Source organism: Mycobacterium sp. UM_Kg1 (assembly GCF_000972925.1).
GTDB classification, from domain to species: Bacteria; Actinomycetota; Actinomycetes; order Mycobacteriales; family Mycobacteriaceae; genus Mycobacterium; species Mycobacterium hiberniae.
On the sequence record NZ_JRMK01000102.1, the window covers coordinates 1 to 15,920 of the forward strand.

The window sequence follows — 15,920 nt, forward strand, 5'->3', positions numbered from 1 at the left end:
ATGTGTATAAGAGACAGGCCGCCGGTGGTGGGCGCCGAGATCGCCTGGGTACTCAGCGCGATCTCTGCGGATGCGGGCCGTACTGGCGAGGCTCTGACCGCCGCGGAAGCCGGGTACGCCATCGCGGCTCGCTCATTGGATGCCCCGCACATGATGTTCAACATCGCCGACGCCCACGTCAGCGCCCTGATAGTGGCGGGACGGCTCGATGACGCCGTTGCGGTGGCGGAGCGGGTGCGCCGCCAAGCTGCCGACCTGCCCGGTGCGGCCCAGCTCCTGGGTGCGGCGATCGCGGGCCGGGCGGCGCTGGGCGCCGGCCGCCTCGACTCTGCCGATCAGCTGTTGGGACAGGTCGCGGTGGCGTTCTCCGACAGCGGCCATGGCAGCGGCTGGGGATATCGGTATCTGCTTCCGCAGATCACCGCACTGGCTTTGCGTGGTCGCACCGACGACGCCGCGGACGCGCTCGAGAGGCTCGACACGGTGCGGCGGCCCTTCCGGTTGCTCGACCACGAGCGGAGTCTGGCTCGGGCCTGGGTGGCCGCAGGCCAGGGCGCGGTCAGTGAGGCGATCGCCCTCCTGGGATCGGCGGCCGAAGCGGCCGCGGCCAAGGGGCAGTTCGCGGCGGAAGTGATCTGTCTGCAGACCGCCGTTCAGTTCGGGGATCGCACCGGCACCGCGCGGCTACGCGAGCTCGAAGCTGTCGTCGAGGGGCCGCGGGTCGGTCTGGCCGCCCGGTTCGCCGCCGCGTTGCGTGACGGAGATGCCGCGGAACTGGCCGCGGTGTCACTGGACTTCGAGCGTATCGGTGACCTGGTTGCTGCGGTCGACGCGGCCGCCCATGCGGCGATCGGCTATCGGCGCAAAGACCTGCGGGGAACGGCGCTGGTCTGCGGGGCCCGCGCCGCCGCCCTGGCCGAACAAGGTGGTGGCGTGAGCACTCCGGCACTGCGCCAGGCAGCGCAGCCCTTGCCGCTGACCGAGCGCGAGCAGGAGATCGTAATGTTGATCGGTGCGGGATTGTCCAATCGGGAGATTGCCGAGCGACTCACCCTGTCTGTTCGGACTGTCGAAAGCCACATCTATCGGGCGATGTTGAAAACCGACACCAAGGGCCGCGACGAACTTGCCGCCCTGCGACCGCGCCGCCGCAGCGATCCCTGACTCCGGTCAGCCGTGAACATCTCGGTCAGATCGCGCAACGACATCGCCGGCGCACCGGCACCGGTGCAGGTATTCCCGGACCACGGGGCTTGATAGGGCTTCGAAGTCTCTGGGTGGCAAGGACATCTGAAAGACGAGTCCGTTACCGTCGGGCCATTCCATCAGGGAGCCGAGACCTGCGACGGGCACTCTCATCAACGGGGTGCAGTAGGACGGCCAGGTGTCTTCAAAGTTGACGCGGTAGACGCCGAAACCGCTCCAGTTCGTGATGAGCGGATTCCACCGGACCGGATCGAAGGCAGTCGATACGCAGCGAGCGGCCTGCCAAGTGCCGGCCGCGTCCAGATACTGTTGGTTGATCCGCATGTCGCAGTGTTCGGCGCCGAAGTGGTCCACGCTGTGACGGATGCGTTCGGCGATCGAACTGGCGGCCTCTCCGCGTCGCAGGTTCAGGTTGAGCGTGGTCAGGATGTTGCCGACAAGCATCGGATCGAGGCCGCAGCGCGTCCGTGTGTTCACGGCGATCGCGAGACTACGACGATCCACCACAGGGTCTACCCTCATGAGCGTTTCGGACATGTGCGCGCACACAACATCGTTGGACGACAGGCGCATCCGGCTCCCGTAGGAGCCACGTATACGGGCGATCTCGCCGTCGCTGAAATAGAGATGCAGTGTCCGCTGTGACCGGGCTTTTGTGGCCAGGTAGGCCGCACTTCGGGCGAGTTCTGCGAAACCGAGAACACGCACCCCGGGCTCCCGAGCGCCGTCGGCGGGCAGATGTTCGTCGAGGTAGGCAGCGCGATCCTCCACGATCAACGGATCTGGGGCCGGCTTGCCTGCGGCAGCAGCGACCCACGCGTTGATCATGTGCATCGCCGTCTGCATGTCGCCGAGCGCGTGGTGCCAGGAAAAGCCGATTGCCGTCGCCGCGTTCGCGAGTTGCGTGACACGCACCGTGCACAAGGGGCCGCGACTCCATCGCGCCACGGGGCCGTTGACCGGGTCGACCAGCCAGCCTCCGGTGTCCGCTGATATCGACCGGATCGCCTCAGGCAGCGTGCACTCCGATGACACGGTGGTGAAGGGCACCCCCTGCCCTGCGCAGCGGATCCGCATCCTGCCGTGGCGCATGCCCAACCGTCCCGCGAAGAGGGGAAGACGCGTGAGCGCTTGGGCAAACGCGCTGGCGAGTGCCCGCGCGTCAAGCTGCCGTGGGAAGAAGAAGACAAGGTGGACCGCCAGGTTCGCTACTAGCGCATCGCCGACGTTGCAGCGGATCTCGAACCGTTGCGGGTGGCGCGGCTGGATGAGCTGGGTCGGCATCGTGGTTCAGCTTCGCCGGTTCATTGTTACGCGAGCGCCACGTTGGGGACAGTGAGCGACTCCGCGGAACTGCGACTTCTCATCGGCGGAGTCGTCGGTCTGGATCGAGAAGTGCTCTAGCACCGTCCGCAGCACCACGTCCATTTCGGCGACGGCGAAATCAGCGCCGAGGCAGCGGCGCGTTCCGCCACCGAACGCCAGCCATGCCGGTGCCACTGGCCTGGTGTCGCGGAAGCGATAGGGGTCGAATCGTTCCGGACGCGGAAACAAGTTGGGATTTGCGTGCAGATCGGCAATGCGCACAAGTACCGTGCGACCCTGCGGAATGCGCCACGGCCCTATGTCGAAACTCGGCGCCCTGACGCGGCGGCCGATCACGTCGATGACGGTGCGGACGCGCAGCACCTCCAAGATGGTGGCCCGGCGAAGATCACCGCCGCCTTCATCGGCCTCTCTGACCAGTTCGGTCAGCAGCGCGGGGTGACGCCGCAGCCTTTCGAACACCCAGCCCAATACCGTTGCCGTGGTTTCGTGTCCCGCACCGATAAAGGTCAGGAGCTCGTCGCAGAGCTCGTCTCGCGGTAGGGGCGTTCCGTCGTCGTGCCTGCTGCGCAGCAGCGTCGCCAGGATGTCCACGCGTTCGCCGAGTTCCGGATCGGCTTCGGCCAGCGCGATCAGCGTGTACATGATCCGGTCGATCGCGTCGCGGTACCTGTCCAGCCTGGCCCACGGGCCGTGACGACCTGCCCAGGATGGCGGCGGCGGCACAAAGGCCATGACCTGCCCCAGCCGCATATAGCGCGGGACGAGCCCGCGCAGTCTGTTCAGGTCCGGGGAACTGGCCGCGTCTGCGCCGAAGATGGCCCGCAGAATCACGTTCAGGGTGATTCGGCTCATGGGCTCGAGAGTCCGAAATTCCCTGCCCTCAGGCCAGTTCGCGCATTCGCGCAAGGTCGTCTCGGAGATGATCTTCTCGTAGTTCTCCAGACTCCGGCCGTGAAATGCCGGTGCGAGCAGCCGGCGCCGATCGTGATGCCGGTCGCCGTCAAACCCGAAGACGGAACCGGGTCCGAACCAGTTGCTGAGGTTTGGCCGCACGTTGACCAGCTGTTCGGTGCTCGCGGTACAGACCGTCCGCACCAGGGCGGGTTCGGAGACGACGACGGTTCGACCGAAGAAGGGGATGTTGATCTCGTAGACCTGGCCGTGGCGTGCGGCCCAATGCCGCATCACCCTTCGGCGGAAGAAGGCGAATCCCACTCCCTGCATGAGCTTGGGGAGGTGCACCGACGGTGGGCTCGATCTGGTCGTCGTCGCATCTTCGTCGGAATCGACCATGGTCAGACAGGTCATATCTTCCTCCAACGGTGTTGTGCTGATGCGCCCGAGGGAATCGTTGCTCGGGCGCCACGAAACGAGCCCAGTAGCGCGGTACTGCACACCGCACCAAATTGCAGTGGCCCGCTACTGCGCCCGCCGCTTCGGGACCGCGCCACGATTTCATGATCAACAGCGCAGCGGAAAGAAGGCGCAGATCATGTCAACGTTGTCTGCGGCGCCCGCCCATCCGATGCTGGTGCCGCACGTGAAACACCTCGAGGCAGTCGTTGTCGACGCCGTGCGGGCGATGTCGCACCGCGTGAGGCGGCCGAAACGATCTCACTGCCCACCACTGATGAGCCGTGTTCTTGAGGGCGCTGCCATGGCGAGAGAGATGCGACACCTGTGACGGCGCAACCCGCGCCGTTCGGGGGGCAGGGTGTTTCCGGCCGACACCGCCTTCGCAGTGCGCCGAAGCCTGCGGTACTGCAGCTCAAGGGAGTCGCTAAGCAGTACCAACTGGGCGGCGAGCAGGTGAACGTCCTTGTTGAGCTCGACTTCGGGGTCAACGCCGGAGAATTCGTTGTCGTGACCGGCCCGTCGGGCGCCGGAAAATCGACCCTGCTGCATGTCGCCGGCGGGCTGGATGCGCCGGACACCGGCACGGTCACCGTGGCCGGCCACGATCTGTGGGCGATGAGCGCGCGGGCCCGCGCCGAGTTCCGGCGACGCAACCTCGGATTCGTCTTCCAGTTCTTCAACCTGGTGCCGATGCTGACCGCCATCGAGAACGTGTCGTTGCCGCTGGTGCTCGACGGTGTGCCGGCCCGGTCAGCGGACGCCCGCGCCGAAGAGCTGCTGCACCGGGTCGGGCTCGCCGATCGGGCTCGACACCGGCCCGCTGAACTCTCGGGCGGACAGATGCAGCGGGTCGCGGTGGCGCGTGCGCTGGCGGCCCGGCCATCGATCATCCTCGCCGACGAGCCGACCGGGAATCTCGATCGGCGTTCGTCGATGGAGATCGTGGAGCTGCTGCGCTCGCTGACCGATGAAGACGGCACCGCGGTGGTGGTGGTGACACACGACCGGGGTGTAGCACGCAACGGGTCCCGCGAAGTGCACTTGGTCGACGGGCGCGCCTGCGCGGTGGCCGGCGTATCCGGCCCACGGCGATGAGGCAGCGCCTGTCGGCCGGATGGCTGTTGTTTCGGCGGATCCACCTCGCCGCATTGGCCGCCGATTGGCGTCGCACGCTGCTCAGCGTGATCGGCGTGGCGGTGGGGGTGACGGTGGTGCTGGGGGTCTTGGTGCTCAAGTCCGAACTGGTACGTCCGTTCGACGCGTTCGGACCGTCGCTGGCCCACGCCGCCGACACCGGGGTGGTCGAGGTCGCTCCGATCGTCGACGGCCGGCTACCGATCGAGACGGTGAACCGCCTGCGCGCCGAGGTTCCCGGGGCTCAGGCGGTGATCCCGATCGTCGCCGCGCTGACGCCGGTGGACCTCACCGGAGGCATCGGCGTGCGCTCCGCTGAGTCGCCCCCGGGCTTCTTCCTGCTCGGTGGGTCATGCCAGATCGAGTTGTTGGTCGGTTCGTTCAACTGCGAGCAGCGAGCCAAGGAGACGCCCGCACCCGGCCCCGGTGTGCCACTACAGATTCCAGCGGTGATCGCCCAGCGGCATCACCTGCCGCTCGGCGCCGAGCTGCGCATTCCCGGTCTGCCCCCAGGATCTGCGCATGTGGGGTGGGCATTCCAGGAATTCGACCGCGTGGCGGACATCAACGGCGGCTACGTGCTGCTGGCGCCTTCCGGGGAGATCGCCGCTGAACTGCTCTCGGCGCGCGGCTACGTCACCGCAGCGTTCGTCGTGCCAAGACCGGGCGCCGACATCACCGCCGGCATCGATCGTGTCATCGCCGGCGTCGCAACGGCAGGCCCGCCCCGGCCGCATCAGCCGCCCGTGTTCGCCAATGCCACCCAAAGCCTCGACCTGACTGCGCTGTGCGGCGTTCTGATCGGCTTCCTGATCGCGATGAACACCATCTTGTTGGCCGTCGAGGATCGGCGGGCGGTGCTCGGGACCATCGGCGCGATCGGCGCCAAGCCGGCCGGGCTGTTTGGCGGCATGCTCGGCGAGGGCGCCCTGGTGGGCCTACTTGGGGGACTGGCGGGGGTGCCGAGTGGCTTTCTTCTGGGGTGCTACCTGGTGGACCGGTTCGGGCAGTCCATGTTGTCCGGCTCGGGTGGCACGGTCACAGCGCACTTCAGCCCGAGCCTGATTGCGGCCGGCGCGGCAGCGGGGACGCTCTGCGGAATCCTCGCGATGATCGGGCCGGCCATGCGGCTGGCGCGCGAGGGGCCGCTGGCGTCGATGGCGAGCGCCGGCGGGGTGCAGCGTGCCCGGTCCATCCCGATCTGGCCGCTGCTGGCCGGGACGGCGGCGCTGGCGGGCGCATTCGTCGTGATGACGATCTTCGAACACGGGTCGCTGCCTGCGAATTTGGGCATCAACGCAATATCGTTGTGGCAGTTCGGGGTCGCCATGATGACGATATGGCTCGCTCCGCGTGGTGCGCGGTTGCTGATCGATGTGCTGACCCTCGCCCGGCCCGACATCGGGCGTCTGCTGGGCGCCGACGTCCGGCGCTACGCGCTGCTGTTCGCCATCTCCGCGGCGATACTGGCCACCGGCGCCAGCCTGGCCATCGCAGCGCAGAGCATGCAATTGCTCGGCACCGAGCAGGTCGCCGCGCACAAGGCCCAGCGATTGCCCGACTCGTTGCTCATCACCGCGCAATCGATACTCGATCAGCGAGACGGCCGACTCCCCGATGCCACGCTCGCGCTGGTGACCGACGCGGCCGATGGGCACGACGTGTCGTCACGCTGGCGGTCGATGGTCTCCTCGGGCACATCAGCGCGCCTCGTCATCGGCGTGACGCCGGGCGACTGGTTGAGCCGGGGACTGTATGAGCCCACCGGGGAGGCCGACACGTTCTGGCAGGAGCTGCGGGACGGGCAGATCGGCCTGAGCGAGATCGCCGCAAGCCGGCTCGGCGTAGTCAGGGGAGCGACGGTCGAGTTGCCCACCGTGTCCGGTTCCAGGCGATACCGGGTGGCCGGGATCATCGCACCGCGGATGATCGATGACTCCGCGGTGGGCGACATCGTTGTGGCCTCAGAGGCCGTGTCCCGCTCGGACTGGGCGGCGGCGCGCGATCAGATCGCCGTGCGCTATCCGACCGCCGCCGAGGCGACCGCACACCGGGCTGCTTTTCTGGCGCTGGGCGCCGGACTGTCGGTGTATGACAACCAGCACTGGCGCTCTGCGGCCACCGGAGGGCTCACTCGATTCCTGGAGCCCCTGACGGTCTCCGCGTACGTGGTGATGGCCGCGGCCGGGCTGAGCGTGCTCAACGTCTTCGTGCTGGGGCTGGTGCAACGCAAGAGGGAACGGGCCGTGTTGCGGGCGATCGGCGCACGACCCGGACAGGAGCAGGCCGTCGTCGTCGCTCACGCGGGGCTGCTGGGACTGCTGGTGACGGTGCTCGGTGGGCTTGGGGGAGTGGGCCTGACGTATCTCTGGTCGCTGGGGTCACCGGTGTTCTACGGCATCACGATCGACGGGGGTGTGCTGGGCCTGCCGCTGCGAACCGGGGCGGCCGCGGTGACTGTGCTGGTGCTGGCCGCGGCGGTTTATCCGGCGATCCACGCGCGGCGGTTGGAGACGGCCGAGGTACTGCGGACCGCCTGAGGTGTGGTGTGTCGGTTCAGCCGCACCGCAGACGTACCGGAAGCGATTGCAGTGGTGCACTACTGAGGTCGCCGGACTGCACACGAGCGACGATTCCTATCGCGGAGCCTGGCACCGGGATGGAGGAACGACGATGACCATCGTAGAAGTCAATGGCCGCGGCGGGCAGACGATGCCGATCGCTCCACACACGACCGGCCATGCCCGGGTCGAAGACGGCACCCTGCTTCGCGTCGACTGTGAACGCGGTATCGGCTGGGTTGCCACGCACTACGACCGGAATCTGCGCGTCACCGCGCAGGTCTGGGGCTCAGACGAGGAAGTGCACCAGCTGGCGGCCCGCTGGGCGCAGGGCGGGGAAAAGCCGTGAGGCCACCGATGGTCGATGCGCCTCCGCAGGCGCCGCTGAACGCGGAGCGGTCCTTCAGCCAGAACTACAGTGCGAACCCATTGGCTGACCGCGCGACAGATCTTTATCGCGCAGAATTCGTGAAGGGATTCGTCGAGAAGTGGGACGAATTGATCGATTGGAATGCGCGGGCGAAGTCCGAAGGGCAATTCTTCATCGACATCCTGCGCAAACACGGCAAAGAGAGCGTTCTTGACGCCGCCACCGGCACCGGCTTTCATTCCGTCCGGCTGATGGAGGCCGACTTTGATGTGATCAGTGTCGACGGCTCGGCAGCCATGCTTGCCAAGGCGTTCGAGAACGGCCAGAAACGCGGGCTCACGCTCAAAACCGTCCAGGCGGACTGGCGCGAGCTGAACCGGCGTATCCATGGCAAATACGACGCCATAGTCTGCCTTGGCAACTCGTTCACACACTTACACGACGAACTGGATCGCCGTAAAGTGCTGGCCGAGTTCTATGCAGCGCTGCGGTATGACGGAATTCTCGTTCTCGACCAGAGAAACTACGATGCAATGCTCGATTATGGCTTCACCTCGGGGCACAAATACTACTATTGCGGCGCTGAGGTCACGGCGGAGCCGGAATACCTCGATGACGGTCTAGCGCGCTTCAGATATTCGTTCCCGGATGGCTGTGCGTACACGCTGAACATGTTCCCGTTGCGGAAGGCCTACCTGCGGCGCCTGTTACGCGAGGCGGGTTTCGACCGCGTGAACACCTACGGCGACTTCCAGGAGACCTACCGGGACAGTGGGACGGAGTTCTTCATCCATGTTGCGGAGAAATCGCTGAACCCCACCCGCCCGCACGATCACGTACGACGGACGAAAGCGTGATGAGAAATGCCGGCCCAACAGTCCAACGAGCCGATCGCGATTCTCGGGATGGGTTGCCGCTTTCCGGGCGGCGTTGAGTCACCCGAAGATCTGTGGCAGCTGATATCCGAGGAACGTGATGCGATCTCGGACTTTCCAACCGACCGGGGGTGGAACCTTGAGGCATTGTTCGGGCCCGACCCAGATGCTCCGAAGGCTACCCACGTGCGGGCAGGGGGATTCGTAGACCATGTAGGTGATTTCGACGCGGCGTTCTTCGGGATCAGCCCGCGCGAAGCCCAAGCGATGGACCCACAGCAGCGACTTCTGCTCGAGTCGACCTGGGAGGCACTGGAACGGGCCGCGATCGACCCGACTTCATTGCAGGGCAGCGCTACTGGCGTCTTCATCGGCGCCAGTGCGCAGGAATACGGCCCGCGGGTCTACGAAGAGACCGGCGGATTTGCCGGTTATCTGGCCACTGGTACACCCACGTGCATCGCCTCGGGTCGGCTGTCTTACACCCTTGGCTTGCAGGGGCCTGCGATTACGGTCGACACCGGCTGCTCGTCGGCGCTGGTCTCGGTGCATCTTGCCGTGCAATCCCTCCGCTCGGGCGAGTGCGACTTGGCGGTGGCGGGCGGAGTGACCGTGGTGTGCTCGCCCAGTGTCTTCATCGGCCTGGGCCGCCAGGGCGCGCTGTCCGCCGACGGTAGATCCAAGCCCTTCGCTGCCGCGGCGGACGGGTTTGGCGTTGCCGAGGGCGCCGGCGTGCTGGTGCTGGCCGGCCTGTCACGCGCCCGGAGCCTCGGCTACCGCGTGCTGGCGCTGATCCGGGGCAGCGCCGTCGGACAGGACGGAGCATCGGATGTGCTGTCCGCGCCGAGCAACCCAGCGCAGCAGAGGGTGATTCGGCAGGCCCTGTCTGATGCGGGCTTGAGCGCGGGGGACATTGACGTGGTCGAGGCGCATGGCACGGGCACGAGAATCGGTGACCCGGTCGAAGCGCAAGCCTTGCTGGCAACCTACGGAAAAGCTCACGCGCCGGCGTGCCCGCTACTGGTCGGCTCGGTCAAGTCGAACATCGGCCACACTCAGTGGGCAGCCGGCATCGCCGGAGTCATCAAGGTCGTCAAGTCGATTCAGCACGGCGTGCTGCCTGCCACTTTGCACCTGGACTCGTTGACTCCCCAGGTGGATTGGTCATCGGGAACGATCGAGTTGGTCAATAGGGCACGTCCCTGGCCCGATCAGGCCGACCGGCCGCGGCGGGCCGGGGTGTCGTCGTTCGGTATCAGCGGAACCAACGCACACGTGATCGTCGAACAGGCGCCGCGCGAGCCGGCGGCCGTGACGACAACGCGACAGCGTCCACTGATGACGTCCTGGGTGTTGTCCGCGAAGTCGGCGTCGGCACTGCCCGAGCAGGCGGCCCGGTTGCGGCGATTTGTCGACCGGCACCCCGAACTGGATCCAGCTGATGTGGGGTACTCGCTCGCCACGACCCGGGCATCGCTCGACCACCGTGCGGTTGCGGTCGGAGCCGACCGTGACGAGTTGTTGCGTGGATTGGGCGCAATCTCCGCCGGCACGCCGGCCCCGAATGTGGTGACCGGGAAGGCCACCGCCGCGGGCGGCAACATTTTCGTGTTTCCCGGCCAGGGCTCGCAATGGGCGGGGATGGCAGGGGAACTGCTCGATTCCGCACCGGCCTTCGCCGATCAGATGCGTCAGTGCGATGCGGCGTTCGCCGAGTTCGTCGACTGGTCCCTGCTCGAAGTCGTTCGACGGGGTGATTCCGCGAGCCTGGACCGAGTCGATGTGGTGCAGCCGGTGCTGTTCGCGGTGATGGTTTCCCTGGCCGCGCAATGGCGAGCGGTCGGGATCCAACCCGACGCCGTCCTCGGCCATTCGCAAGGCGAGATTGCCGCTGCCTACGTCGCTGGTGCCCTGTCGCTACGAGATGCCGCACAGGTCGTCACCCTCCGCAGCAAGGCGGTCAGCGCGATCGCGGGAACAGGCGGAATGGTTTCGATCCAGCTTCCCGTGGCCCGGGTTCACTCGCTCATCGAACCGTGGGCGCAATCGATTTCCATTGCTGCGCAGAACGGTCCGTCTTCGACGGTGGTGACCGGCAAAGCGGCAGCCTTAGACGAGTTGATGGTCGTATGCCAGCGCGACGATATACCGGCCACCCGGATACCCGTCGACTACGCCTCGCACTCCGCCGGGGTGGACGCACTGCGGGAGACGTTGCGTGAGTCGCTGTCTGGGTTGCAGCCGCGAACCGGCGACGTCGCATTCATCTCCGCGGTCACTGGTGCAGAACTGGACACGAAGGCTCTCGACGGCGACTATTGGTTCACCAATCTGCGGCAACCGGTGTTGTTTGAGCGGGCGGTCCGCTGGTGCTTCGAACACGGCTATCGCAGGTTCGTCGAATCCAGCCCGCACCCGGTGTTGATCGCTGGGATTCAGGAATCGCTGGAGGAGAGCGGCGATGACCATACTGTGGTCGGGACACTTCGACGCAACGACGGCGGCATGCGGAGGTTCTTGCTTTCGGCTGCCGAGCTCCACGTCCAGGGCGCATCTCCCGATTGGAAGAGCATGTTCGACGGCATCGGTGCCAGTCGCATCGACCTGCCCACCTATGCCTTTCAGCGCAAGCGCTACTGGATGGATCTCGGTTCCGGGTTCACCGACGCGAGCAAAATCGGCGTCATCGCTGCGAGCCATCCGCTACTCGGGGCGGTGGTGGACCGAGGGGATTCGGACGAGGTCATCTTCACGGGTCGACTGTCGCTGGCCTCCCATCCGTGGCTGGCCGACCACAAAGTGCACGGGGTGGTGCTCGTGCCGGGTGCGGCGATGGTGGAACTGGCACTCTACGCCGGTGACCGTGCGGGGTGCCCGCGGGTGGACCAACTCGTGCTGCAGGCTCCGCTGATTGTCGGTGAACATGGCGGTGTCGCAGTGCAAGTCGTTGTCGGTGCGCCGGATGAGTCGGGCGAACGTCCGGTCGGGATCTATTCGCGGATCGACGACGACAGCGCGGACCGGGGATGGACGCGTAACGCCGAAGGCATGCTCTGCCCGGCTCCGGACGTGAGCCCCGGCGAGGAGTCAAATGCATGGCCACCGGAGGGCGCGGAGCCGATCGATGTTTCCGAGGCCTACCCGAGCCTGGCCGAGTACGGCTACGAGTACGGCCCGGCGTTTCGTGGCCTTCGCGCGGTGTGGCGCCGGGGCGCCGAGGTGTTCGTGGATGCGGCCTTGCCGAAGCAGATTGAGGCCGACGCGAGCCGGTTCGATCTGCATCCGGTGTTGCTTGACGCAGTGCTGCACGGTATCGCTGCCGGTGGCATCCTTGCGGAGTCGGGACTGACCAGGTTGCCGTTCGAATGGGACGGCATAGCGCTACATGCCGTCGGGGCGAGCCGGCTTCGCGCCCGGATCGCACTCATCGGCGAGGACACGGTCGCTGTCACTCTGATGGACGGCTGCGGGGCATTGGTGGGTTGTGTCGACTCGCTTCGCCTGGTCGGGATCTCGCCCGACCAGTTGCGCATGAAAGCTGTTGACGACAACCCGGGGTACGGATTGGACTGGGTCAGTCTGTCGCCGAAGGATGGATGCGTGGGCGACACGGTCCCCGATAACGTAACCGTATTCCGCTGCGTGCCGACAATCGCCGAGAGCGCGTCGGTGCCACAGGCTACGCGCAGAGCCCTGTCCCAGGTGCTGGAATTCGTCCAGAATTGGCTAGCGATCGATGCCCAGGATGACAGCGCGCGACTGGCCGTGCTCACCCGCGGGGCGATCGCCGTGGACTCGTCTGAAGACGTCACCGATCTGTCCCAGGCGGCGGTGTGGGGACTGTTGCGGAGCGCGCAGACCGAGAACCCGGGGCGGATCATGCTGGCCGACATCGACGACTGGGCCGACGCCGATGCCGCGATTGCCGAACTTGCCGGCCGTGACGAGTCACAACTCGCATTCCGCAACGGTGTCTGTCATGCCCCTCGGCTGGTGCGCACTGATCGAATCGAGGGTGTCGAACTTGTCGAGACGGACAACTGGCGGTTGGCCACTCTGGGCAACGGCACACTGGACATCGGCAACTTCGCCCTGCGTCCCTGGCCCGAGTCCAAGCGGCCCCTTAGGTCCGGCCAGGTGCGTCTGGCCCTGCGCTGCAGCGGCGTGAACTTCCATGATGTCCTGACCGCACTGGGCCACCCATCGGCCTACGACGTCGGCGTCGAAGGTTCCGGAGTCGTTCTCGAGGTCGCCGACGATGTGCACGAGTTCGCGGTGGGCGACCGTGTGATGGGCCAGATCTTTGGTGCCGGACCTGTTGTCGTCGTAGACCGCCGGAGGATCGTTCGCATGCCCTCAGGGTGGTCCTTCGGGCAGGCCGCCACGGTGCCTGCGGTGTTCCTCACTGCGTACTACGCGTTGGCGCATGTTGCTCGGGTCAGAGCGGGTGAACGGGTGCTGGTACACGCCGCCACGGGAGGCGTGGGGATGGCCGCGGTGCAGCTGGCCAGATACTGGGGTCTCGATGTGTATGCGACGGCGAGTCCGGGCAAGTGGGAAACCCTGCGCAGCATGGGGTTCGATGACAGACACATTGCGAACTCACGCACCGTCGAGTTCGAACAGAAGTTCTCTGTCGCAAGCGGCGGGGCCGGCATGGACATCGTAGTCGATTGCCTGAAAGACGAATTCGTGGATGCATCGTTGCGGCTCCTGTCGCGCGGCGGACGTTTCGTCGAGCTGGGTAAGGCAGACGTCCGAGACCCCGGCGAGGTTGCGGCCCAGCACCCCGGTGTCCGGTATCAGGCGTTCGATCTCCTCGAGGACGTCGCCCCGGAACTTCTGAGCGAGATGCTCGATGACTTGGCGAAGCACTTCGAGGAGGGTGAACTGGGCCCGATTCCGTCGCTTTCGTGGGACATCAGACAGGCATCGGACGCCTATCGGTTGCTGAGCCGTGCCCGCCACGTCGGCAAATTGGTGCTCGCCGTCCCCAGGCCTCTCGTCCCGGCAGGCACGGTGCTGATCACCGGAGGTACGGGTGTGCTCGGTATGCTGCTCGCCCGGCATCTGGTCACTCGCCATGGTGCACGAAATCTATTGCTGATCAGCCGCAAAGGCCGCGCGGCCGCCGGTGCTGCAGCGATCGAATCAGAGTTGAGCGAGCTCGGTGCTTCGGTTCGGATCGAATCGTGTGACGCGGCGGACCGGGAGCGGTTGCGGGCGCTCCTGGCCGAAATACCCAGCGAACATCCGCTTACCGCAGTCATACACGCCGCCGGAGTGCTCGATGATGCCGTGTTCACGGCTCAGACGCCACAGCATCTGGATACTGTGCTGCGTCCGAAGGTCGACGCGGCGTGGAACCTGCATGAACTGACCGCGGATGCCGACCTTTCGGCGTTCGTGCTGTTCTCCTCCGCCGCCGGCGTTCTCGGATCGCCAGGTCAGGCCAACTATGCTGCCGCCAACGCATTCCTGGATGCGCTTGCACAACACCGTCGGCTGCAGGGCCTGCCGAGTGTCTCCATGGCATGGGGATGGTGGGCCCAGGCGACCGGGATGACAGGTTATCTCGATGACCGTGATCGAGGGCGCATGTCCCGCAGCGGCTTCGTCCCGATTTCGTCGGCGGATGGCCTCGCCCTATTCGATGCAGCGCTCCGGCAGCCGCGCTCACTTGTCGTGCCGGCACAGTTCGATCTCGCCGGTATCCGATCCCATGCGGGGCGGGGGGCCCTGCCACCGGCGTTCCAGGGTCTGATCCGTGCGCCGCGGCGTTCCGCTCAATCAACTGCCGCGAGCGGACCCACTGCCGACCTTCGGCAGCGGCTGGCACCGATGAGCACCGCCGAACGGGAACACGAACTTCTGGGCGTTGTCCGTTCCAATGCGGCCGCAGTGCTCGGGCACGACTCCGGCGACGCAGTGGCCGCGGATCAGGAGTTCAAGGAACTCGGCTTCGATTCGCTGGGTGCGGTCGAATTCCGGAATCGGCTCAAAGCGGTGACGGGTTTGAAGCTGCCCACCACCGCCGTCTTCGACTATCCGACAGCGACAGCGCTGGCCCGGTACCTGGCACACGCACTCGACACCGACGGAGCGTCGACTCGCAGCCAAGCAGAATGTATGCGGGGCGAGCAGGAGCACTGGCCGTTGACGGCCTACCAACGAGACATCGTGGCGGTCGGTGCACGCTATCCCGATCTCCCGATCTCGCAGGTGATCGCCTACGTCCGCCTGGACGGCGTGGTCGAGCTGGCGCGGATGCGTGAATGTGTGCGGCGAGCATGCCGACGGAACGACGCGCTGCGACTGCGTTTTGAGTATCGTGACGGCGAGTTCGTCCAGCGCGTCGGGTCCGAACTGCCCGAGCTTGAGGTCGTCGATTTCACCGGTGACGCCGACCCGGCGGCAGCGTGCCGGCGCTGGCTCGATGAGGCAAGCGAGCGGGTGCTTCCGCAGGACGGCCCACTGACACGTGCCGCCGTGCTCATTGATCGGATGGATTCATTCCTGGTGTACGGGTGCTTCCACCACGCCGTGGTCGATGCATGGGGCATCAACCTGGCGCTGAACCAGGTGTTCACCGAGTACGTTTCGACGGTCGACACCAGTGGTGACGACGACGTCGAGATGCCGCGATATGTGGACTTCGTGCGCGCCGAGCGCGAGTACCACGGATCGCCGGATTGGGCGGCCGACCGCGAGTACTTCGTTGAGAAGTACCGCAACGTTGAGCCGGCCTTGTTCATCCGCACCGGATCGCTACGTAGTCGCCGTCGGCGGCATCACACTCTGCGGGTGAGCCCGCGAACAGTCCAACGGATCCGAGACACCGGTCGCTCGATCTTCGCGGTAACCGCTGCCGGCCTCGGCGAGTACCTGAGCCGCGTACATCGTGGCAAGGACGTCATCATCGGAGTCCCGTTCCTCAACCGGTCATCTGATGACGAGCTGCGCATGGTCGGCTGCATGACCAACATGCTGCCGCTGCGCATTCCGGTTGGCAGTGAGTTGTCGATGGCCGAACTCGCCGATCGGATCAGCGCCGAGGTTTGGGAGCTTCAGGCCTGTCTCTTATACACA

The 15,920-nt window shown here is 66.1% G+C and carries 8 protein-coding genes and 1 pseudogene; 7 read left to right on the forward strand and 2 right to left on the reverse strand.

Annotated features, from left to right (window positions below; all coding sequences use genetic code 11):
- The coding region (locus LI92_RS15325; protein WP_046320279.1) for a helix-turn-helix transcriptional regulator at positions 1-1,164 on the forward strand (1,164 nt) is incomplete at its 5' end.
- A 6-nt stretch (positions 1,165-1,170) separates the two neighbouring features.
- Here the strand turns inward: LI92_RS15325 and LI92_RS15330 are convergent.
- Together LI92_RS15330 and LI92_RS15335 are read right to left on the reverse strand one after the other, a co-directional pair.
- Complete coding sequence (locus tag LI92_RS15330; protein ID WP_046320281.1) at positions 1,171-2,490, reverse strand: acyltransferase; 1,320 nt, start codon at positions 2,488-2,490, stop codon at positions 1,171-1,173.
- A gap of 6 nt (positions 2,491-2,496) precedes the next feature.
- A complete protein-coding gene (locus LI92_RS15335) occupies positions 2,497-3,855 on the reverse strand; it encodes a cytochrome P450 (protein ID WP_502691459.1) in 1,359 nt (452 codons plus the stop codon).
- Between the two features lie 360 nt (positions 3,856-4,215).
- Here LI92_RS15335 and LI92_RS15340 point away from each other — a divergent pair, with 360 nt between their 5' ends.
- The 6 genes and pseudogenes from LI92_RS15340 to LI92_RS24645 form a co-directional block, all read left to right on the forward strand.
- Positions 4,216-4,986: an ABC transporter ATP-binding protein gene (locus LI92_RS15340; RefSeq protein WP_082109741.1), complete on the forward strand. Its 771-nt coding sequence runs from the start codon at positions 4,216-4,218 to the stop codon at positions 4,984-4,986.
- Positions 4,983-7,565 carry an FtsX-like permease family protein gene (locus tag LI92_RS15345; RefSeq protein ID WP_046320284.1) on the forward strand — a complete coding sequence of 861 codons (2,583 nt, stop codon included), beginning with the start codon at positions 4,983-4,985 and terminating at the stop codon, positions 7,563-7,565. The genes LI92_RS15340 and LI92_RS15345 overlap by 4 nt, the downstream gene beginning before the upstream one ends.
- 133 nt (positions 7,566-7,698) lie before the next feature.
- Complete coding sequence (locus LI92_RS15350) at positions 7,699-7,935, forward strand: hypothetical protein (protein WP_046320285.1); 237 nt, start codon at positions 7,699-7,701, stop codon at positions 7,933-7,935.
- Between the two features lie 8 nt (positions 7,936-7,943).
- Positions 7,944-8,813 (forward strand): glycine/sarcosine N-methyltransferase, encoded by an 870-nt coding sequence (locus LI92_RS15355; RefSeq protein ID WP_046320286.1) that lies wholly within the window; start codon positions 7,944-7,946, stop codon positions 8,811-8,813.
- A 15-nt stretch (positions 8,814-8,828) separates the two neighbouring features.
- Positions 8,829-11,375 (forward strand): annotated as a pseudogene (locus LI92_RS24640) (type I polyketide synthase); the annotation flags it as partial.
- A gap of 96 nt (positions 11,376-11,471) precedes the next feature.
- Positions 11,472-15,920, forward strand: a 4,449-nt coding sequence (locus LI92_RS24645; protein ID WP_502691460.1) for an SDR family NAD(P)-dependent oxidoreductase, incomplete at its 3' end; no start/stop codon positions are given.

Excerpts from the sequence above, each read along its gene's own strand:
- LI92_RS15350 (WP_046320285.1), top strand. The coding sequence starts at position 7,699 with ATGACCATCGTAGAAGTCAATGGCCGCGGCGGGCAGACGATGCCGATC.
- LI92_RS15355 (WP_046320286.1), top strand. The coding sequence starts at position 7,944 with ATGGTCGATGCGCCTCCGCAGGCGCCGCTGAACGCGGAGCGGTCCTTC.
- LI92_RS15330 (WP_046320281.1), bottom strand. The coding sequence starts at position 2,490 with ATGCCGACCCAGCTCATCCAGCCGCGCCACCCGCAACGGTTCGAGATC.
- LI92_RS15345 (WP_046320284.1), top strand. The coding sequence starts at position 4,983 with ATGAGGCAGCGCCTGTCGGCCGGATGGCTGTTGTTTCGGCGGATCCAC.